The organism is Mucilaginibacter gilvus (assembly GCF_004054195.1).
In the GTDB taxonomy this organism is placed as follows: domain Bacteria; phylum Bacteroidota; class Bacteroidia; order Sphingobacteriales; family Sphingobacteriaceae; genus Mucilaginibacter; species Mucilaginibacter gilvus.
Window position 1 is genome coordinate 235,171 of the sequence record NZ_SBIW01000006.1, and the last position, 19,574, is coordinate 254,744.

The 19,574-nt window shown below is 46.9% G+C and carries 19 protein-coding genes; 15 read left to right on the forward strand and 4 right to left on the reverse strand.

Annotation, left to right across the window (positions count from 1 at the left end; genetic code table 11):
* Positions 1 to 71 precede the first annotated feature (71 nt).
* Complete coding sequence (bglX, locus tag EPL05_RS13155) at positions 72 to 2,378, reverse strand: beta-glucosidase BglX (RefSeq protein ID WP_128534433.1); 2,307 nt, start codon at positions 2,376 to 2,378, stop codon at positions 72 to 74.
* 186 nt (positions 2,379 to 2,564) lie between these two features.
* Between bglX and EPL05_RS13160 the strand changes: the two genes are divergently transcribed.
* The 5 genes from EPL05_RS13160 to EPL05_RS13180 all read left to right on the forward strand — a co-directional run bounded on the left by EPL05_RS13160 (position 2,565) and on the right by EPL05_RS13180 (position 6,396).
* On the forward strand, positions 2,565 to 3,326 hold the full coding sequence (locus EPL05_RS13160; protein ID WP_128534434.1) for an NUDIX hydrolase: 762 nt from the start codon (positions 2,565 to 2,567) through the stop codon (positions 3,324 to 3,326).
* A 280-nt stretch (positions 3,327 to 3,606) separates the two neighbouring features.
* The gene (locus EPL05_RS13165) at positions 3,607 to 4,464 is read left to right on the forward strand and encodes a YitT family protein (protein WP_128534435.1); all 858 of its coding nucleotides are present in this window, start codon (positions 3,607 to 3,609) and stop codon (positions 4,462 to 4,464) included.
* A 196-nt stretch (positions 4,465 to 4,660) separates the two neighbouring features.
* Entirely contained in the window at positions 4,661 to 5,131 is a 471-nt protein-coding gene (locus EPL05_RS13170; RefSeq protein ID WP_128534436.1) for a RidA family protein, read from the forward strand.
* 200 nt (positions 5,132 to 5,331) lie between these two features.
* Positions 5,332 to 6,099 carry a DNA-formamidopyrimidine glycosylase family protein gene (locus EPL05_RS13175; protein ID WP_243837289.1) on the forward strand — a complete coding sequence of 256 codons (768 nt, stop codon included), beginning with the start codon at positions 5,332 to 5,334 and terminating at the stop codon, positions 6,097 to 6,099.
* Positions 6,100 to 6,210: 111 nt separating this feature from the next.
* Positions 6,211 to 6,396 carry a hypothetical protein gene (locus tag EPL05_RS13180; RefSeq protein WP_128534437.1) on the forward strand — a complete coding sequence of 62 codons (186 nt, stop codon included), beginning with the start codon at positions 6,211 to 6,213 and terminating at the stop codon, positions 6,394 to 6,396.
* A 57-nt stretch (positions 6,397 to 6,453) separates the two neighbouring features.
* Here EPL05_RS13180 and EPL05_RS13185 read toward each other — a convergent pair whose 3' ends face one another.
* Positions 6,454 to 7,776, reverse strand: coding sequence for a serine hydrolase domain-containing protein (locus EPL05_RS13185; RefSeq protein ID WP_128534438.1), 1,323 nt, complete (start codon positions 7,774 to 7,776; stop codon positions 6,454 to 6,456).
* 244 nt (positions 7,777 to 8,020) lie between these two features.
* Here EPL05_RS13185 and EPL05_RS13190 point away from each other — a divergent pair, with 244 nt between their 5' ends.
* The 10 genes from EPL05_RS13190 to EPL05_RS13235 all read left to right on the forward strand — a co-directional run bounded on the left by EPL05_RS13190 (position 8,021) and on the right by EPL05_RS13235 (position 17,985).
* Positions 8,021 to 8,572, forward strand: a complete 552-nt coding sequence (locus tag EPL05_RS13190; protein ID WP_128534439.1) for a hypothetical protein — start codon at positions 8,021 to 8,023, stop codon at positions 8,570 to 8,572.
* Positions 8,573 to 9,011: 439 nt separating this feature from the next.
* A complete protein-coding gene (locus EPL05_RS13195; protein WP_128534440.1) occupies positions 9,012 to 11,576 on the forward strand; it encodes an FtsK/SpoIIIE family DNA translocase in 2,565 nt (854 codons plus the stop codon).
* Between the two features lie 143 nt (positions 11,577 to 11,719).
* Positions 11,720 to 12,388 carry a LolA family protein gene (locus EPL05_RS13200; RefSeq protein WP_128534441.1) on the forward strand — a complete coding sequence of 223 codons (669 nt, stop codon included), beginning with the start codon at positions 11,720 to 11,722 and terminating at the stop codon, positions 12,386 to 12,388.
* 78 nt (positions 12,389 to 12,466) lie between these two features.
* On the forward strand, positions 12,467 to 13,345 hold the full coding sequence (locus EPL05_RS13205) for a diiron oxygenase (RefSeq protein WP_166727695.1): 879 nt from the start codon (positions 12,467 to 12,469) through the stop codon (positions 13,343 to 13,345).
* A 96-nt stretch (positions 13,346 to 13,441) separates the two neighbouring features.
* The gene (locus EPL05_RS13210; RefSeq protein WP_128534443.1) at positions 13,442 to 13,825 is read left to right on the forward strand and encodes a helix-turn-helix domain-containing protein; all 384 of its coding nucleotides are present in this window, start codon (positions 13,442 to 13,444) and stop codon (positions 13,823 to 13,825) included.
* 241 nt (positions 13,826 to 14,066) lie between these two features.
* Positions 14,067 to 14,831, forward strand: a complete 765-nt coding sequence (locus tag EPL05_RS13215; RefSeq protein WP_128534444.1) for an SDR family oxidoreductase — start codon at positions 14,067 to 14,069, stop codon at positions 14,829 to 14,831.
* Positions 14,832 to 15,097: 266 nt separating this feature from the next.
* The gene (locus tag EPL05_RS13220; protein ID WP_128534445.1) at positions 15,098 to 15,445 is read left to right on the forward strand and encodes a sulfotransferase; all 348 of its coding nucleotides are present in this window, start codon (positions 15,098 to 15,100) and stop codon (positions 15,443 to 15,445) included.
* A 33-nt stretch (positions 15,446 to 15,478) separates the two neighbouring features.
* Complete coding sequence (locus tag EPL05_RS13225; protein WP_166727696.1) at positions 15,479 to 16,123, forward strand: sulfotransferase; 645 nt, start codon at positions 15,479 to 15,481, stop codon at positions 16,121 to 16,123.
* A 49-nt stretch (positions 16,124 to 16,172) separates the two neighbouring features.
* Positions 16,173 to 17,090, forward strand: coding sequence for a DUF72 domain-containing protein (locus EPL05_RS13230; protein WP_128534447.1), 918 nt, complete (start codon positions 16,173 to 16,175; stop codon positions 17,088 to 17,090).
* A gap of 61 nt (positions 17,091 to 17,151) precedes the next feature.
* A complete protein-coding gene (locus tag EPL05_RS13235; RefSeq protein WP_128534448.1) occupies positions 17,152 to 17,985 on the forward strand; it encodes a hypothetical protein in 834 nt (277 codons plus the stop codon).
* A 37-nt stretch (positions 17,986 to 18,022) separates the two neighbouring features.
* Here EPL05_RS13235 and EPL05_RS13240 read toward each other — a convergent pair whose 3' ends face one another.
* Together EPL05_RS13240 and EPL05_RS13245 are read right to left on the reverse strand one after the other, a co-directional pair.
* Positions 18,023 to 18,244 (reverse strand): PspC domain-containing protein, encoded by a 222-nt coding sequence (locus tag EPL05_RS13240; RefSeq protein WP_128534449.1) that lies wholly within the window; start codon positions 18,242 to 18,244, stop codon positions 18,023 to 18,025.
* Position 18,245: 1 nt separating this feature from the next.
* On the reverse strand, positions 18,246 to 19,532 hold the full coding sequence (locus EPL05_RS13245) for a DUF2851 family protein (RefSeq protein ID WP_128534450.1): 1,287 nt from the start codon (positions 19,530 to 19,532) through the stop codon (positions 18,246 to 18,248).
* Positions 19,533 to 19,574: the final 42 nt, after the last annotated feature.

The following is a 19,574-nucleotide window of genomic DNA, read 5'->3' on the forward strand; positions in this document are numbered from 1 at the left end:
GCCTTAGAATTAACCTAAGGCACATTAGCTTATCATTTGTATAAGTGTAATTTAACAATTACAGCATTTGTTTACTTTTGCCACTTCACTTTTGCGCTATGCGTATCAGCTGAATTTGTGCCAATCCGGATGATGAATTCTCCCGGTTCCCAATCGTATTTCAACTGGCTGTTGTAAAACTTAAGCTGCTCTGGCGTGATGGTAAAACTCACCTCCTTAGCCTCCCCTGCCTGCAGATTAACCTTGTTAAAGCCCTTTAACTCTTTAACCGAACGTGATATGCTGGCAACCGGGTCGCTGATGTAAAGTTGTACAACTTCTTCGCCTGCGTAAGCACCTTTGTTGGTTACCGTTACCGTTGCTGTTAAAGTTTCGGCCCCTTTTAAATTTGTTTTACTCAATTTTACATCACTGTATCCAAAGCTGGTGTAACTTAAGCCATAACCGAACGGAAACAACGGATCGTTAGAAATATCAAGGTAGTTAGATTTGAATTTGGTTGGCCCATCGGTATAAGGGCGGCCCGTATTTTTGTGATTATAATATATAGGTATCTGCCCAACCGTACGCGGGAAAGTGGTAGTAAGCTTACCAGCCGGGTTGTAGTTACCAAACAACACCTCGGCAATGGCGTTGCCAGCTTCGGTACCCGGTGCCCATACATCTAATATAGCAGCGGCGTTCTCATTTTCCCAGGTTAAGGTAAGCGGGCGGCCGTTAAAAACTACAATTACCATAGGCTTGCCCAGTTTGGCGAGTGCTTTCAGCATATTTTTCTGGCTCTCGGGCACGTCGATGTCCGACCGGCTTGATGATTCGCCGCTCATGCTCTGACTCTCGCCTACTACGGCAACAACAATATCTGCCTTTTTTGCCGCTTTAACAGCTTCCTCTATCATATCACCGGGCGGGCGGCTATCCAGGCTAACCATGCCCGGGCCAAAGTTGAGGCGTTTCATAAATTCGGCATCATCGGTAATATTCGCGCCTTTGGCGTAAACCAGTTTTACGTTATCGCCAACCACGTGTTTTATACCTTCTAATACGCTTACCGATTTTTCCCATTCGCCAGCAATAACCCAGGTACCCAGCATATCGCGTTTATTATCAGCCAGCGGGCCAACAACTGCTATCGTTCCGCCCGATTTTTTTAGCGGCAGTATCTGGTTAGCATTCTTCAGCAATACAAAAGAGTGCTCGGCTGCTAAACGTGCCACTTTGCGGTTCTCCTCGGTAAAAACATCTTTCTTTTCGTTCTCGGCGTTTAACGATTTGTACGGATTATCAAACAAACCCAGTTTATATTTTGCTTCCAGCACACGACGGCAGGCAAGGTCTATCTCGGCCTGTGTTACTTTGCCCTGCTGTAACGATTTTTTCAGTGTATTTAAAAAGCCTTCGGCTACCATATCCATATCCAAACCGGCTTTCAACGCCAGGGCCGATACCTGCGGCAGATCTCCCAACCCGTGGTTGCTCATCTCACTCAGCGAGGTATAATCGCTCACCACAAAACCTTTAAAGCCCCATTGCTTGCGCAGCAGATCGGTTAGCAACCACTTATTACCTGTAGATGGGATACCATCCACCGTATTAAACGAACTCATGATACTACCCGCACCGGCATCAACCGCAGCCTTGTATGGCGGCAGGTAATCCTGGTACATTTGCAGGCGGCTCATATCCACGGTATTGTACTCGCGGCCGGCTTCGGCACCGCCGTAGAGTGCAAAGTGTTTTACGCAGGCCATTACCGCGTCGGCATTTTTAAGGCTTGTGCCCTGGTAGCCTTTTACCATAGCGCCGGCAATTTTGCCGCCCAGCCATGGGTCTTCGCCGCTGCCTTCAGAGATGCGGCCCCAGCGCGCATCGCGCGCGATATCTACCATTGGCGAAAACACCCAGTTAAGGCCTTCCGCTGTTGCCTCTTTGGCAGCAACATGTGCCGATCTCTGGATAATATCCAGATCCCAGGTTGCAGACATGCCCAATGGTATCGGGAAAATGGTGCGATGCCCGTGTATCACGTCCAACCCAAATATTAAAGGTATATGCAGGCGGCTGTTCTTTACAGCCAGGTCCTGCGCTTTGCGTACATTCTCTACACCATATAAACCAAATATCCCCCCTATTTGCCCTTTGGCTATACCATTATCTACACCGTTATTGGTAACCGAGCCGGTAATGGCCATACCACTGGTAACCAGGTTAAGCTGACCTATCTTTTCGTCAACGGTCATTTTTTTCATCAGCCCGCTTACAAAAGCATTCATTTTGGCATCGGGTTGGGTTTGCGCCACGGCGTTGCCCAACGGCAATACCAACATTGCGGCGGCAGCTATTTTAAAGAGAGGTTTGTTTGAGAAAAAGCTTTTCATTTTGAATAAACTGGATTATATGTTTACTTCAACACCAATAAACAGGGTTAATTTTCCCATTATTAAAGTTTGTTAAACTTATTGGTTATAATTGGTTGTTAAAAAAATGTAAACACTGGGTGTAATTGGTACACAATTGTAGATATTAAATTTAAACATTCAAAGTATTTTCGTATAATAGTATAAATGCTGACTAAAGAAGAACTGGAAGAATATTCTGCCGAAGCTATCGAAATCTACCTCGACCACATTTCTATAGATTGTGTGGTATTTGGTTTTCATGAAGGACAAATGAAGGTACTAATGCTGAAGAGCAAAAACGAGGACGGTTGGCAACTGCCGGGTGGCTTTGTGCAAAAAAGGGAGCCCATTGATGTGGCGGCCAACCGCATACTGGCAACCCGTACCGGTATCGACGAAGTATTTCTACAGCAGTTCCACGTATTTGGTGCCCCCGACCGCAACCGCCAGCATAACGAGATGTACGCCGATATGGTAGCCAAAGAGAAAAATTTCTTCGCGCACCGCTTTATATCTATCGGTTACTATGCCCTGGTAGATTTTTTTGATGCCATCCCCACGCCGGATGAATTCAGCGAGATCTGCACTTGGCGCGACCTGAACGACCTGCCCCCTTTTCTGCTCGATCATGAACTGATATTTACTACCGCGCTGGATACCCTTCGCCTCCAATTAAGTTACCAGCCTATCGGCTATAACCTGATGCCGAAGGAGTTTACCATGCCCGAACTGCAAAAGCTTTACGAAACCATCCTTGGTAAAAAGCTGGACAGGCGCAACTTTCAGCGCCGGATGCTGGGCTTTGGCATATTAAATAAACTGCCACAAACCCGCAAAGGCGGCGCGCACAAGGCCCCTTATCTATACTCCTTCGACCTGGAGAATTACCAGGCGGCTTTAAAAGAAGGGTTAAAGAGCGGCTGGTAGTGTGGTGAGTGGTGAAAAAACAAATTCAATTCTCATTGTTTTAAAATCTGCAAAACCCGATTAGGGAACTATTATGGCAATCCCTGCGGACCGGGCTTTGCAGGGCTACGCTGCGCTTCGGCCACGCTTGCCGTTGCGCACAGTCCAGCCGCGCCGTGGCTAAACACTTCCAATCCCAATTGCAGAAAAATTGAGACAGCAGTTTCTATTGCCCACATACACTTCAGACTTCTCGTGCTGGCAACTTTTTATTATCTTAACCCCATCTACGCTTATTGCTATGAAATACAGACCCTATATTATAGACACCATGCTCGTTATATTAGGTATCCTATCCGCCGGGATGGGGCTTAAAGGCTTTTTGTTGCCCAGCCATTTTATTGATGGCGGCGTAACCGGTATCTCCATTTTATTGGCAGATGTTACACACCTGCCCCTATCCATATTAATATTTGTAATTAACCTGCCTTTCTTGTTTTTAGGGTACCGTAAACTGGGCCTTGGTTTTGCAACGCGCAGCGCGCTTGCCATTGGCGGCCTGGCCCTGGTGCTGGCATTTGTAAAATTCCCCGATGTTACGCCCGATAAATTGCTGACGGCCGTTTTCGGAGGTGTGTTCATTGGTGCGGGTATAGGCTTGGCCATCCGTGGCGGGGCGGTGTTGGATGGCACCGAGATAGCGGCCGTGCTGGTAAGCAAACGAACCCAAATAGTGCGCGTAAGTGACGTAATATTAACCCTTAACGTATTTATTTTTATAGCAGCGATTTTTGTTTTGGGTGTTGAACAAGGTCTGTATTCCATCCTTACCTACCTCTCCGCATCTAAAATGATAGACCTGATACTAAACGGCTTGGAACAATACACCGGCATGACTGTAGTATCCGCCAAGGGCGAAGAGATCCGGATGGCTATTACCCAAAACCTGGGCCGCGGCGTTACCGTTTACCAGGGCAAAAGCGGCTACGGTAAAGATGGCCACATCAATTCGCCCCGCGAAATTATCTTCACCGTTGCCACCCGTTTGGAAGTACCGTTAATAAAGCGCGAAATATTAAAGATAGATCCGGCTGCCTTTATTGTACAGCAAAGCGTAGACGATACAACGGGGGGATTGCTGAAGAAGAAAAAGCATTAGGGAGAGACACAGAAGATAAGAATTAACGATCAAGACATAAAGCTTAATGTAGAAATCCCTCGTTGTTGGCGCGGCTGTCACCCTGAGCTTGTCGAAGGGCGCGCAAACGCAGGGAGGGGTTTCGCCATGTAGTGACAACAATTATTCAAAATTTGCTCCCCTGCCCCCTATATTTGCTTAACCATTATCCTTCCCGATGAAACGCTTGATACCTTTAATAATAGTACTGTTTTCAACAGCATGCCTCGCGCAGCAAAAAACTACGGTAGAGCTCGTAAATCCGGCAACGGTAGTTACGCCAAAAGGCTATTCGCAGCTTGCGGTGCTTGATTTGGGCGCCAGCAAAATGCTTATTCTATCCGGCCAGGTAGCGCTGGATAAAGATGGCAACCTCAACGGCAAAGGCGACATAGCCAAACAGATAGAACAAACCTTCGCCAATATAAAAGCCATTATAGAAAGCCAGGGCGGCGCTATGGCCAACGTTGTGAAACTGAACTATTACTTACTGGATGTTGCCAACATCCAAACCCTGCGGGCCATCCGCGATAAATTCATAGATGTGAACCACCCACCTGCCAGCACCCTGGTGCAGGTAAGCAAATTGTTCCGTGAGGATATTTTGGTGGAGATAGAGGCGACGGCAGTTATACCGAACAAACCGTAAATTTTTTCACGCAGTAAAGACACACTCCGTTAGTATCATCCTGTTTATAGCAACAAACACATTCATTTCAGGTTCCGTGGGTGCCCCTTATCGCAAGGAAACTGCTTAAATAAAGAAGCGCCTACGGCACTTTTTTTCTTTCAAATTTTTCTATAAGCAAGGTGCTCCTACCGGAGCGCAGAAACTTGTATTTCGGCTTGATGTTTGCATTATTAACGCAAACTTACATCATGCCCGAAGGACCAAGCATCCTTATTTTAAAAGAAGCAGCAATGCAGTTTAAAGGCCAAAAGGTAGTTGCCGCCAGCTGCAATAATGGCGCTATTGATGCCGCTTTGCTGATACACCAAACCATTACCGATATTAAAAGCTGGGGCAAGCACTTTTTAATATGCTTCCCGAGTTTAACGGTGAGGGTACACATGATGATGTTTGGCTCCTACCGTATCAACTCACATACCGAAAAGCCCGCCCGTTTGCACCTACTATTTGAGAACGGCGACGAACTGAACTTTTACGCCAGCCAGTTAAAACTAATTGATGAGCCATTGGACGAGATCTACGATTGGAGCGCCGATGTAATGAGCCCCACCTGGGACGGCAAAAAGGCAATTAAAAAGATGAAGGACATACCCGGTTTGCTCGCTTGCGATGCTTTGATGAACCAAAACCTTTTCGCGGGGGTGGGCAACATCATTAAAAACGAAGTACTGTTCCGCACGCAGATACATCCCGAAAGCCTGATGAGCGCCCTTCCGCCTAAAAAATTGAAAGAGTTTATAGCAGAAACAATTAGCTACAGCTTCGAGTTTCTGGAACAAAAGAAAGCCGGAAAGCTGAAAAAGAATTGGAAAGCCTACAATAAAAAGATATGTCCGCGGGATGAAACGCCTTTTATCAAACGCGATACCGGCAAATCGCATCGCACAAGTTTTTATTGCGAGCTGTGTATGAAGAAGTACAGCTAAGTTGTGAGTAATGAGGGGTGAATAGAGATTGGTTAATATTTAATGGGAATGATGTACGGAAACTTATTTGCCGGCCCCTTGTTATCCTAAATAATTAAAAGCCCCAGCACTATGAGAACAATAACAGTACAAGGCAGCCCCGAAGGAATGACCGCCATTATGGTATCCAAATCCGAAGAGTATCACGACCACGATATTGTTACCCTGCAATCGGCAGATGGTAACCAATCAGTAGAAAAAACCATTTTCAGGGTGGTGGATGCCGGCGAAGATAAATGGGAACTGCAGTTCGAGTAAAGTGCAGCGCACATTGCGGCAATTGTACGTACTTGCCGCAATATACCACTCACTACTCTATTTCTCTTTAGTAAATACAAATTCGCCACCACCCTGCTTCAGGGTGAACTGGCCATCGGCTGGCTTAAACTCCATTACCACGCCTGCCGGTTCAAAAATAAACTTGTCGGGTGTGCTTGTGGCATCAAGCGTAAATGCCCTCTGCCCTGTCACCTGGGCTATAAGCGTGTTACCATCTTTAGTTACCGTAATTTTAATGGGCAACGTAGGGCTGGCATATACACCGGTATATTTTTCCAGCCCTTCAGCCTTTAAGGTAACAAAGGTTGGGATGGTATAGGGCTTATTAAAATAGATGGAAAGCGCGCCTGCAACCACCTCTTCCGGGGAGTAATTGCCACCATTTTTGGTGTACGAAATGGCGAGCTTGTCTTCAGGAAAATACTCCAGCGACGACAGGAAGCCATCTATAGCACCACCATGTCCATAGCCCGTTTTATCTTTAAAAGGCGTTTTATGCATGGCCATGCCATAATTTTCGGTAGTCGGTTTCATTTGCTCTAAGCTTGCCTTGCTAATGAGTTTGCCTGCAAAAAGCGCCTCTATAAATTCATCAAGATCGGCCGGGGTAGATACCATGGCGCCCGAACCCGATGGAACCGTCATATCTGTTTCGGGCAGCAACTTCCAGCTGCCGGCAAAATTGTAGGATTGCGCCTCGTTATCAGCCGCGGTTATCTTTCCGCCATAGTGTGTATCCTTTAAACCCACTTTGGCAATTATGCGTTGCTTTATTACTTCGGGGTAAGGTTTGCCTGTAATTTTTTCGATGATGTAGCTGAGCATTACAAAATTGGTATTACTGTATTGGTATTTGGCACCAGGCTCAAAAGCTGGTTTTTGCGCAATCATACGGGCCAGCATTTGCTCATGTGTTTGCGGGCTTGTCATGTAAGCCACCACACCCGGGTCATTGGTAAAATTGAAAAGGCCGCTGTGATGGCTCAGCATTTGCGCAACGGTAATTTTCGCGGCGTTGGGCATCTGCGGGTAAAACTTATCCAGCGTTGCATCAAGCGATAGCTTACCCTCCTCAATCAACTGAAACACAATTACCCCGGTAAACATTTTGCTGATGGAACCGACACGGTATTTGGTGTGCGCATCGGCCGGCGTTTTTGCCTCAACCGAGCTATAACCAATCGACTTTTGGTAAATCAGCTTACCATCTTTTGATATAGCAAGGCTGCCCATGGTTTTATTGTTGGCTGCAAGTACACCCAGCAGGCTATCCAGTTTGGGTTTGTTAAGCGTTTGCGCGTTAACGGCACTACTTAGCGTCAGGGCCAGCAATAAAAAGGCAGGTATTTTTTTAATCATTTTGGCAAATATTGGAGATTGTACTGGTTGGATTGGGCATTCTCTATTATGTTACTAAAATTAAGAAATATCCCTTTAACGCAGAGCGGCGGCTGGCAAGGTAGTCCTATTAACCCGAACGCAATAATATTTTAACCTAAAGCAAATGAAGCAGATAACAGATAACACTTACAATTCACCCCCGGCATTGTACAGGAATGGCTGTTTTTACCGTTAATGCGATATTTACACGCTAAATCTTTTCATGAAAACAGTAACAAAACTATTATCGGCAACCTTCATAGCGGTAGCATTATTTATCGGCACAAGTGCCAGCGCCCAGTCTATCACAAAAAGTAAATTACGCTTCGGCATTGGTGTGGATGGGCTGCTACCCGTTGGCAGTTTCACTGATGCTGCAAACTTTGGCATAGGCCTTACGCCACGTTTACAATATGGCATTGCTGATAATGTGGCGCTGACCTTTACTTCCGGATTTTACCATTTTTTCACCAAGCCTATTTACCTGCCACAGGGCGTTTTGGGTGCAGGTGAAAGAATGCAAAACGACCTTGATATCATCCCGGTTAAAGCCGGCCTTAAGGCGTTTGTATCATCAAACCTATATGTGGGTGCAGAAGTTGGCGTAGGCTTTGAAGTTGATAACGGCGGCGGAAACTCCAAGCTGATCGTATCGCCTGCTATCGGTTACGCGTCCAAAAAATGGGATATTGGCCTGCGCTACGAAAGCTTTTCGGGCCAGGGCCAAAATTATGGCCTACTCGGCTTGCGTATAGCCTATGGGTTTGGGTTGTAACGCCTAAAATACAATTAATTTATTGACGAGCCTTCGCTTTACAGCGAGGGGCTTTTTTTATGCAATTCTGGCCAATGCACCCGCGTGCGCCAGCGATTGTATGCCATTCACCCTAGAACACAATATTTTGCATCTATTACAAAAAAACACCCGCCGTGGCAAGTGCCCGCACCTGCCTGGATTAGAGGAGGCATGTACCACGGGTGTAATGGGGACGTACCACGCTGTCCCTCTCCGTACCATATTTAAAATCGCACACCCTGTTTAGCGCAGCGATGAACTTGGCTGCTCGCATGCCATCTCACTACTCATCACTTATCATTCACTACTCACTACTCACCATCTAAATCTCCTCAATCAAAAAAATCTCCCCGACCCCTTTAATCCGAATTAATTCTAATAACTTTATCTTTGCAATTAAACGTGCGGAGAAAGCAGGATGCCAGTAAAAGGAAACCAGTTCAGGACTAATAGTTTTAAGGATGAAGAAGCGCCGCGCAAGCCGGGTGCTAAAGCCGAAAGGCCAAAAACAATAAAACAGCAGGTAGAGCGCCTGCCCATTTTTGATCTGCAGGATGGCCGTATCTTAAAAATAGCGGGGCTTTTCTTTTTAGTGCTCGCGGTATTTTTCCTCATCGCGTTCACCTCCTACCTCTTCACTTGGGAGCAGGACCAAAGTTATGTATCGGCAGCAAATGGCGGCTGGCATAACATGTTCAAATCATCAAAAGAACTCATAGAAAGTGGCATTACCAACCCGGTTGATAACTGGCTGGGCATATTTGGCGCACTGCTGGCCAACCAGTTCATTTACCAATGGTTTGGCGTGGCATCCTTTATTTTTGTATTTATTTTCTTTGTTATCGGCTTTAGGCTGGTATTTAAGGTGAAGCTGTTTTCGGTTGCCAAAATGCTGGCGTACAGCATTTTTACCATGATATTCCTGTCGGTTACCATTGGTTTTATCCATGCCATGATCATAGATTACCCCCACTTTTTGGAGGGTGAGTTTGGCTATTGGAGCAACCGACTGCTAAGTGTGCAGGTTGGCCATGCCGGTACCGGTGGCATACTGGCATTTGCCGGGTTAACGGTACTGGTGATCGCCTATAATATCGACTTTAAACTACCTGCCCGTAAAGACCGGGGCCTTAACCCGGTTGAAGTTGACGAAGTTTCGCCCGAGCCGGTGGACCTGGTGGACGAGGATATTTCCCTGCCGGTGGAGTGGCCTAAAGGCAACCGACCGCGGCAAACCGTGCAGGAAAACCTGGTGGCCAGCGAGCCATTAAAACAGCAGCCAATGGTACAGCATGTTAAAGCGCATGAGCCATTGGTTTTAACCCCGCAGCCTTACATAGAGGACGAGCAGCGGGAGAACGATATTCCGCTTACTATTGACGTAGTGCGCCCTACCCCTATTTTAAACATTGAGAAAAGCGACGACGATGCCAAGGCGCAATCGCTGGTAGATCAGTTTGGCACTTATGACCATAAGTTGGAGCTTGCATCCTACAAATACCCAACGCTGGATCTGCTGGAGAACTACGGCTCAAATAAGATCCCTGTAAACAGCGACGAACTGGAGGCCAACAAAAACAAAATTGTTGAAACGCTGAACCATTATAATATTGAGATAGATAAGATAAAGGCCACCATTGGGCCAACGGTTACCCTGTACGAAATTATCCCTGCGCCTGGTGTGCGGATCTCTAAAATTAAGAACCTGGAGGATGATATCGCCTTGAGCCTCGCGGCCTTGGGTATCCGTATCATCGCGCCGATGCCGGGTAAGGGTACCATTGGTATAGAGGTGCCCAACCAGCACCCGGAGATGGTGTCGATGCGGTCGGTTCTGGCTACAGAAAAATGGCAGAGCAACACCATGGATCTGCCTATCGCCCTCGGTAAAACCATCAGTAACGAAGTGTTCATTGCCGATTTGGCCAAGATGCCCCACTTACTGGTTGCCGGTGCTACAGGCCAGGGTAAATCGGTAGGTATCAACGCCATCCTGGTATCACTGCTCTATAAAAAGCACCCGTCCGAACTGAAATTTGTACTGGTAGATCCCAAGAAGGTGGAGCTTACCCTGTTCCGTAAAATAGAAAGGCACTTTTTGGCTAAACTGCCGGATGAGGCAGATGCTATTATTACCGATACCAAAAAGGTGGTGAATACGCTCAATTCGCTTTGTATTGAGATGGATCAGCGGTACGATCTGCTGAAAGACGCGCAGGTACGTAACTTAAAAGAATACAACGCAAAATACGTAAACCGCAAAATAAGCGACCCGGAGAAACATCGTTACCTGCCCTTCATCGTGCTCATTATTGATGAGTTTGCCGATCTGATGATGACCGCTGGTAAAGAAGTGGAGCAACCGATAGCGCGTATTGCCCAACTGGCCCGTGCTGTGGGGATCCACCTGGTTATTGCCACGCAGCGCCCATCTGTAAACGTAATTACGGGTACTATTAAGGCCAACTTTCCGGCCCGTTTGGCTTTCAGAGTGCTTTCCAAGATAGATTCGCGCACCATATTGGATGCAGGTGGCGCCGATCAGCTGATCGGCCGCGGGGATATGCTCCTCAGCACCGGCAGCGACCTGATACGCCTGCAGTGCGCCTTTGTAGATACACCCGAAGTAGAAAGGATCTCTGATTTTATTGGCAACCAGCGCGGTTATGCCACCGCTATGATGCTACCCGAATATGTTGGCGAGGGCGAAGCAAGCAGCAGTTCTAAGGAATATAACCCTGATGACCGCGACCCGATGTTTGAGGAAGCAGCCCGCCTGATCGTATTGCACCAGCAGGGTTCCACCTCGCTTATTCAGCGCAAAATGAAACTGGGCTACAACCGCGCCGGCCGCATCATCGATCAGTTGGAGGCCGCCGGTATTGTTGGTCCGTTTGAAGGCAGCAAGGCCCGCGACGTACTTTACCCCGACGAGTACAGCCTGGAACGCCACCTGGAAAGCCTGCAAAAACCACGCGATTAAACCAACGTTCGCAGATGCACTCTAAATTGATAAAAACGACCCTTTTTTAGCTCATAATGCGAAATAAACAGAAGTTTACGCAAGTAAATTGGTGTATTTTGAGAAACAATTGGCAAAATGGGCATTATTTAGTATATCCAAAGATGAAAAAATTGACACTACTAATACTGGCATCGGCATTTACTTTTACCGCTGCCTTCGCCCAAAAAGATACCGATGCCAAGCTGATTCTGAACAAGCTCAGCAAGCAATATCGCAGCTACGACGCTGTAAAAACCGACTTCACCCTGCTGATAGATAATGCCCAGGCAAACATCAAACAAACGCAATCCGGTACGCTTATCGCCCGGTCGAAAACCAATAAATACAAGGTAACTATCTATGAAACAGGAAAACATGTTTCGCAGGAGATCATCAGCGATGGCAAAAGCCAGTGGACCTACCTTAAAGATGCCAACGAAGTACAGTTAGCCGATGCCGACAACAGCGAGGAAGGCTTTAACCCGGCCAAGATCTTCACCATGTACGAGAAAGGGTATAAATACATTTACACCGGCCTCCAAAAAGCCGGCGGCAAAACCTACCAGGCGATAGACCTCACCCCCGAAGACAGCAAAGCCACCTTTTTTAAAGTGAGACTGATGGTAGATAAGCTTAAAAATCAACTATATAGCGCCATGATATTTGATAAAAACGGTAGTCGTTATACCTACACCCTAAAAACATTCGCCCCGGTTACCAGACTAACCGATTCTACCTTCAGCTACGATAAAAAAGCGCATCCAGGCGCGGAGCTGGTGGATTTGAGGTAGTTAGGCACAAGTTCAAAGAATTTACTAATAGCGATGGAAATGAACCTATCGCTATTTTTTTATCTTTATCTTCGTTATATGCGGGCAGAGGAAATAGAAAGGCTGGTAAAAATAAGTAAAGAGCATCCCCTGATGCCCGAAACCTATGTACCCTGGGCAGAACAACCGCTACCAACCGATCTCTATCTCCCCGAAGTATTAACATCCTTAGAAGGCCTTCCCGTTTACAACATTCTAACCGCGCAACAAAAAACCGACCTGGGGCGTCACGAAGCCGTACAGGTTTTATACTCCTATTGCTGGGGCGAAGCGCTGTTTTGTGTATTTATGACGCGCCATCTGCTTACCCTGCCGCCCGACGGGCCGGAGCATCGCTTCCTCATACGCGAGATCATAGAAGAATACCGCCACCAGGAAATGTTCGCGCAAACCATTACACAGCTGAGGGGGCAGGCGCTTCCTCCTACCCGGATCCACGCCTTTATAGGTAAGTTCAGCACCAACTACCTGCCTGCCGATTTCCTGTTCATGGGCAGCCTGGCTGTGGAGCTCATTACCGATATGTACGGCAACCACACCCGCCGCGCGCCCGAAATTTACATAGTATTACGCAAAGTATTCGAGCTGCATAACATTGAGGAAGGCCGACACATCCATTTCACAAAAGGGTTATTGCAGAACTACACCGCCAGAGCAGGCTACATTAAGCGCACGCTGTATAGCTTTGTGATATTGATGAACATCTACTTTGTGCGCACCATGTATGTGCGCAAGGTGATCTATGAGCGCATTGGTATCCCTAACGCGGATGCAGTTTTCAAAGAGGCTACCAAAAACTACCGTAGCAAATTCACTCAAAACTGCCTCGGGCATATCATCGAATTTGTGGATAGCTGGGGCGGCTTTAATACCGCTACCCGCTGGGCATGGCGCTGGCTGTTAAAGGCCAAGGTATAGCAAGGTTTCTTACTGTTCTCTATGACATCGAAATAAACTACTTTATGATTAGCTTTGATAAAGTATACCGCAAACCATCAACTGAAAATTGCAAAGATGCCGCTTTTTATCCCTAAAAAAATATTAGCCCGCGGGGACGAGATCACTGCCGATTTCCTGAAGGAAATAGACAAACATCTCGACGATATTGTACAGGAAAAAACCGTGGATATGTTCGAAATCCGCGATTTTGCGGAGATACTGCACATACACCCCACGCATTTAACCAATACCGTTAAACTCACCACAGGCAAACCGCCCTGCTTTTTTTTCGAAAAAAGGATAATGGACATTGCCAAAGGCATGTTGGAGGAGAACACCCCCATTAAGCAGATCGCTTATAAACTCACCTTCGATCCCTCCAATTTTACCAAGTTTTTTAAGCGCTTTGAAGGCGTAACACCCAAGGAGTACAAAAAACAGGTATTTGCAGAAGTGTAACCGTAAGTACCTTTTATTTCCCCGGCTTTAGCCGATGGATAAGTGTAAATATTCTATCCTGTTAATCCTGAAATCCCTCAATCGTGTCCCTATCCTGGTAATCTTGGAATCACGAAATCGTGTCGAAACCCCTCAATCTTGTTAAAATACTGTAACTGTCACCATTTTATCTGAAGCTGTCACCATTTTTCGCCACGGTTTTTGCTGCACCTTTGTACCATCATCTAAAACAAAAAAAGAAATGGAACACACAAACAAAATAGCATTGATAACAGGCGGAAGCAGGGGCCTTGGTAAAAACACTGCGTTGAAACTGGCATCGAAAGGCAACGATGTGATAGTAACCTACCGCAGCAAAAAAGAGGAAGCCGATGAAGTGGTAGCAGAAATTGAATCGCTTGGTCTGAGAGCCGCGGCCTTACAATTGGATACCGGAATCGTATCGTCCTTTGAAGGGTTTAAAACAGCGCTAACCATCATTTTAAAAGAAAAGTGGAATCGCGACACTTTCGATTTCCTGATCAACAATGCCGGTATCGATGCTGCTGCACCCTTCGCCAAAACCACGGAAGAAGATTTTGACAACCTGTTTAATGTGCATTTTAAAGGAGTGTACTTTTTAACCCAAACCCTGCTCAACACCATAGCCGATGGCGGGCGCATCATCAACCTTTCTACCGGGCTTACCCGTTTTGCTACGCCGGGTTACGCGGCCTATGCATCTATGAAAGGCGCCATAGAGGTATTTACCAAATATTTGGCAAAAGAACTGGGCAGCCGCGGCATTGCCGCCAATTTGGTAGCCCCCGGCATTATCGAAACTGATTTTACCAAACGTGCTTTTGAAAGCCACCCGGGTATGCATGATTTTATATCCTCTATCACCGCATTGGGTCGCCCCGGTCAGCCAGACGATATTGGCGGCGTGATCGCTTTCCTATGCTCGGAAGATGCCCGTTGGATAAACGCGCAAAGGATAGAAGCTTCGGGCGGCATGTTCTTGTAAGCGAGGTTAACACACGACGCAAGTTGACTCAACCCCTGCCCCCTCTCTCCTGCGGAAAGAGGGTGTTCTTTTTTTTCCTATCTCTTCACCCTCTTTGTGAAGCAGAGAGGGGCGACGCACGGAGTGCCGTCGGGGTGAGTCAAATATGCAAGCGATAAGGAATCAATTTCCGGGTTGCGCACCATATATGCAAAAAGCATAGCGATACGCAACCCTTTGTTCGTTTTTACAGTAAGGCTTATAAACAGCCCCCCTCTTTATCAGCAATGCTTGCCAGCATCATTCAAACCGAAGCGCAATTGCACAACTTACTGCCACAGCAGCGGTTGGAAGGCAGCGTGCCCACGGATTTGCTGGATGCCGCAAGAGAATGGTCGCAATTAGTTTGGGATATGGCCGAACGGCTTGGCCCTATGCCTTTATCAAAAAAACAGGTGGAAGACGGCCTGAACCTCGCCGCACGCCCGGTGTTTATTTGTGGCGTACATCGCGGTGGCACCACGCTTGTACGCAACCTGCTTGATGGCCATCCCCAGCTTTGCGTTCTACCATCCGAAGGTACATTTTACACCAACCTCGAAGCTAAACTTAAACAATTACCCGCCGATAACTGATCCGCCTACATAGGAACGGAATGGCTGTGCAGGTTGGCCAATCCTATAAATCAGCCGCCTTATTGGCTGATTGGCCGCAGTAAACCAACTGTATCACCATATATTGATTTCGCGCGTTACCTGCTCTCCTGGTGGCAGGTGATTACGCATGAGCCAGGCACGCCATGGCCGCATGTGGCCGTAGTTTTGGCTTACGCCAGCGCCACCAACGAACGCTTTCTCAGCCGCATCAGGCAGGAAGCGCCAAACTCACGCATCATCCATGTTATCCGCGAGCCCATGGCAACTATCGCTTCACGAAAGGTAACGGAACCGGGTGCAGGGATCCGCGGAGCTTTACATGCGCTAAAGGAATGCTATACAATCGCTCTGCGTGAAAATGCTTTAAAGGAAACCGCGTATATGCTGCTACGCTACGAGGAACTATGCGACAAGCCGGAAGCTATTACCTGTCAAATGGCATCCTTCCTCAGAATTAAGCATTTGCCGGGGCTGGGCCAGGCTACGGTAGCAGGTGTATCGGCAAAAGCCAACAGTTCGTTTCATAAAAATTCACCATCGGGCGAAATATTAAAAGTTGAGCACCAGCAGCCATATACCCATTCTCGTGATACACAACGATACCGAGCCGGAGGAAGTATCCGCGCAAAAATTATTGGCCTTTATTCTTTCGATTAAATAACCTCTGAATTTTAAATCTGCTTATCTTGCCAAAAATTATAGCAATATGGAATTTGGCCGTGTAACCGATGAAGAACTTAATTTTGTAGATTTCACCCTCCCGCCCGATCCGAAGTTTACGGTGGAAACACTACAGGCGGCGGGTACCGCAGTGCCTTTGCAGGTACGCGCCGGCTGCGCCAAATGGGGGCGTAAGGAATGGGTGGGCAAAATTTATCCGGCAAAAACCAAGGATGCCAATTTTTTGGATGAATACGTAAAGCACTTCAATTGTATAGAGCTGAACGCAACCTTTTACCAAACCTACGGTCCGGCCACCATCAGTAAGTGGAAGGAAAAGGCTGATGCCAATCCCGATTTTAAGTTCTGCCCCAAATTTTCGCAGAGCATCAGCCACATCCGCCGGTTAAAAAATGCTGAAGATATCACCACCAGCTATTATGAGGGCGTTATGGCCTTTGGCGATAAGCTTGGCCCGCTATTTTTGCAGTTGAGCGATAATTACACACCCAAAAGCCTACCCGAGCTTACCGCATATTTGGAAAGCCTGCCTACCGATGTTCCTGTTTTTGTAGAGCTGAGACATAAGGAATGGTTCTCCGTACCAGCCAATAAGGAAGCCGTTTTTAACCTGTTTAAGCGCTTAAATATCGGCAGTATACTTACAGATGCCAGTGGCCGCCGCGATTGCCTGCACATGATGTTGCCCACGCCACACGCCTTTATCCGCTTTGTAGGCAACAGCCTGCACCCTACCGACTACAGCCGTTGCGATGATTGGGTTGACCGGATCATCCAATGGAAAGAACTTGGACTGCAGTCCGTTTGGTTTTTCATGCACCAGCACGATGAGCGTTACAGCCCCGAACTTTGCGATTACGTGATAAACAAGTTGAACCAGCGATTGGGCACCAGCCTGATGCGCCCGCAATTCATCACTAAGGATGAGGGCTTGTTTGGATAAATATTTTATTCCGCACCCGCTATTTTGCTATCTAACAGTTTAAATTTACCTTGGCTATATTATGCGCAAAACCTATTCCTTATTAGTATTGCTTTTTATTGTTCTGTTCGCAGTGCAGTCCTGTTCAAAGGGTGGCACTGTGACGCCGGTGACGCCGGTTACCCCAGTAACACCTGTTACGCCGGTAACTCCCGTTACCCCAGTAACACCCGAGGAAACTTTCGCCCCCGAGCGTTATTTTGTAAGCCGTATAACTACCAAAATGGCTTACAGCCGTACCAATGTTGAGGAGTTTGTATATGACGACAAAAAACGCTTAGCCGAGTATCGGTCCAGAGATTCGTTACAGAATTTTTACGAAAGTTACAGGTATACTTATGATGATCAAAACAGGGTAGTAAAATCAGCTTATTTTACAGTAAACGGAGCAGCCGGCGAAGTGAAATTATATTCCTACAATAACGATATAACAAAGCCGACAAAGGCTTACCCTACTACTACAGACGACGGAAAAGCCGCATTTATGTGGCCGGTATCGTTAACGGCAACCAATCAGATCATATTTTTGGGCGACCTGGGCATGTGTTCTTATAACGCGCTTGGGCAAACGGTGTATTTTGGTGCACCAACCCTCTTTGATGCGACTTACGCTTACCCTGTTTCTTACGATAATAAAAACAATCCGTTTAAGAATGTAACAGGCATAAATCCGCACTATACCTGCTTTATAAATAATTTCCCCACAAACACCATTAACAATAGGTTATCGCTAAAACTTAGCGGCGGTATTCAATTGAATTTAACTTATAACGGTGCAGATTTCCCTAAGAGCGCCTGGTATACCGACGACACCGGTTTTAAACACACCATTACCTACGAATACACTATAAAGTAAAATCACCCGAAAGAATCATCAGGCTATAACTGTAACATCACATATCCACAGCGCGTGTGCGGCTGCGTTTGATGTAGTTTCGGAAATCTAAAACGATGCCCGCGAAGAAGTAGAATACCAGCGGGAAACCTACCGCCAGGAACGACGAGTAAATGAAGAACAACCTTATTTTGGCGATGGAAACGTTGAAACGCTCGCCCAGGTAAGTACACACCCCGAAGGAGTAGCGCTCAAAAAAGGTGATGATCCGTTGTAGCATATCAGCCGGGTTTTAGTATTTTAATTCCAACGCCGCATTGCAGGCATTTCTTATAATCGCAGTAATTATTTTTTAACTCCAGCAATGCCTGCGATTCGAACGCTGTAAAAATATTTACCCCTAAGTTAGTAAAATCTGCCGTAACATGGTTATTTTCAGCAGGTATATTTTCTAAAAGTTTTAAAGCACGGCTGGTAAAATAGGTTGTTTGGATGTGCTTGCCATAACTAAACAGAAACAAAGCTACCGTATTCAGCAGTATGGTATCCACCGAAGCCTGCCCAAAATGCTTTGCCGATGGCGGCGATTTCTTATCAAAACGATAGTGATTTTCCCAGTAATCATTCACCTTAATATCAGCAAACAAAGCGCGCAACTCTTTTAGCTCTTTCAGCTCCAATATTTTGGAAAACAGGTGGCTGCTTTGTACGATCAATGCCGCAAACTGCGCCAGTCGTACCGTAGGGAAGTTTTGCGGCCTCATCCGCAGGAATTTCCAGAGGTGGTTCTCAACAGGTGTAAGGCTGAGCTTTTTTCGCAGATAATCGTATTCCTTTTTTAGGCTGCGCGGGTATTCGTCTTCGGGTTCGTTCTCCAAAAAGCCGGCCTGCCCAAATATCAGCGCCTCAATTTGCAGCGGGTTGTTTTTATGCTTCGCGAGGATATTTTGAGGGAGGGATTTTGCCAAAAGCTCGAATGGCAGCGCGTTGGTTTTAAAACCAAAATTGGCGGCGAGGTGCTGGTAAAACGTTTCCTCCCAGTCGCCACGGTTTATGGCAAGGGCGGCGTTCACGGCTTCGGCGCGTTTTTCCAATCGCTCTACCAACACGCGGGTAAGCCAATTTTGCATCGTCAACGGGTCTATCCTGCCAATACCGGCCTCGCAGGGGATAATGGTTTGGTTACCAAAAACAAGGTTATGATAGCGTTGATACAAATCGGAACTGATACGGTTCTTCAGCTCCAGCGTAGGCACTGCGCGGCCGCTGGGTAATGTTACCGGCGCATCATCGTTATACACCACATGCAGTATTACATTGTCGTAAGCGTTGTCATCAGTATGCCCGTGGCGCTGCCAGTCGCTCGAGCTTAAATGCAGTTCGGCGTTGCCTGCCCAGGTGGTATCGCCAATGCGGATGCGCGCGTTCTGAAAATCAGGACCCGCGTGAGTATTGTGCAGGCCCACCGAATAAATTTCAATCTCCTCTCCCTCTGTTGTGCACAGGTTAAGCCTGTCGAACAGGCGGAACTTCCATACGTAATGCAAAAAGTCTTCGGTGAAAAGCATGGTATCAGGTTGCAGGTTATTATTAAAGACGGTTCAATATAC

What these genes read in the sequence shown, in the direction of transcription:
- bglX (WP_128534433.1), bottom strand. Translation starts at nt 2,378, where the DNA reads ATGAAAAGCTTTTTCTCAAACAAACCTCTCTTTAAAATAGCTGCCGCC.
- EPL05_RS13160 (WP_128534434.1), top strand. Translation starts at nt 2,565, where the DNA reads ATGCTGACTAAAGAAGAACTGGAAGAATATTCTGCCGAAGCTATCGAA.
- EPL05_RS13165 (WP_128534435.1), top strand. Translation starts at nt 3,607, where the DNA reads ATGAAATACAGACCCTATATTATAGACACCATGCTCGTTATATTAGGT.
- EPL05_RS13170 (WP_128534436.1), top strand. Translation starts at nt 4,661, where the DNA reads ATGAAACGCTTGATACCTTTAATAATAGTACTGTTTTCAACAGCATGC.
- EPL05_RS13175 (WP_243837289.1), top strand. Translation starts at nt 5,332, where the DNA reads ATGTTTGCATTATTAACGCAAACTTACATCATGCCCGAAGGACCAAGC.
- EPL05_RS13180 (WP_128534437.1), top strand. Translation starts at nt 6,211, where the DNA reads ATGAGAACAATAACAGTACAAGGCAGCCCCGAAGGAATGACCGCCATT.
- EPL05_RS13185 (WP_128534438.1), bottom strand. Translation starts at nt 7,776, where the DNA reads ATGATTAAAAAAATACCTGCCTTTTTATTGCTGGCCCTGACGCTAAGT.
- EPL05_RS13190 (WP_128534439.1), top strand. Translation starts at nt 8,021, where the DNA reads ATGAAAACAGTAACAAAACTATTATCGGCAACCTTCATAGCGGTAGCA.
- EPL05_RS13195 (WP_128534440.1), top strand. Translation starts at nt 9,012, where the DNA reads ATGCCAGTAAAAGGAAACCAGTTCAGGACTAATAGTTTTAAGGATGAA.
- EPL05_RS13200 (WP_128534441.1), top strand. Translation starts at nt 11,720, where the DNA reads ATGAAAAAATTGACACTACTAATACTGGCATCGGCATTTACTTTTACC.
- EPL05_RS13205 (WP_166727695.1), top strand. Translation starts at nt 12,467, where the DNA reads ATGCGGGCAGAGGAAATAGAAAGGCTGGTAAAAATAAGTAAAGAGCAT.
- EPL05_RS13210 (WP_128534443.1), top strand. Translation starts at nt 13,442, where the DNA reads ATGCCGCTTTTTATCCCTAAAAAAATATTAGCCCGCGGGGACGAGATC.
- EPL05_RS13215 (WP_128534444.1), top strand. Translation starts at nt 14,067, where the DNA reads ATGGAACACACAAACAAAATAGCATTGATAACAGGCGGAAGCAGGGGC.
- EPL05_RS13220 (WP_128534445.1), top strand. Translation starts at nt 15,098, where the DNA reads ATGCTTGCCAGCATCATTCAAACCGAAGCGCAATTGCACAACTTACTG.
- EPL05_RS13230 (WP_128534447.1), top strand. Translation starts at nt 16,173, where the DNA reads ATGGAATTTGGCCGTGTAACCGATGAAGAACTTAATTTTGTAGATTTC.
- EPL05_RS13235 (WP_128534448.1), top strand. Translation starts at nt 17,152, where the DNA reads ATGCGCAAAACCTATTCCTTATTAGTATTGCTTTTTATTGTTCTGTTC.
- EPL05_RS13240 (WP_128534449.1), bottom strand. Translation starts at nt 18,244, where the DNA reads ATGCTACAACGGATCATCACCTTTTTTGAGCGCTACTCCTTCGGGGTG.
- EPL05_RS13245 (WP_128534450.1), bottom strand. Translation starts at nt 19,532, where the DNA reads ATGCTTTTCACCGAAGACTTTTTGCATTACGTATGGAAGTTCCGCCTG.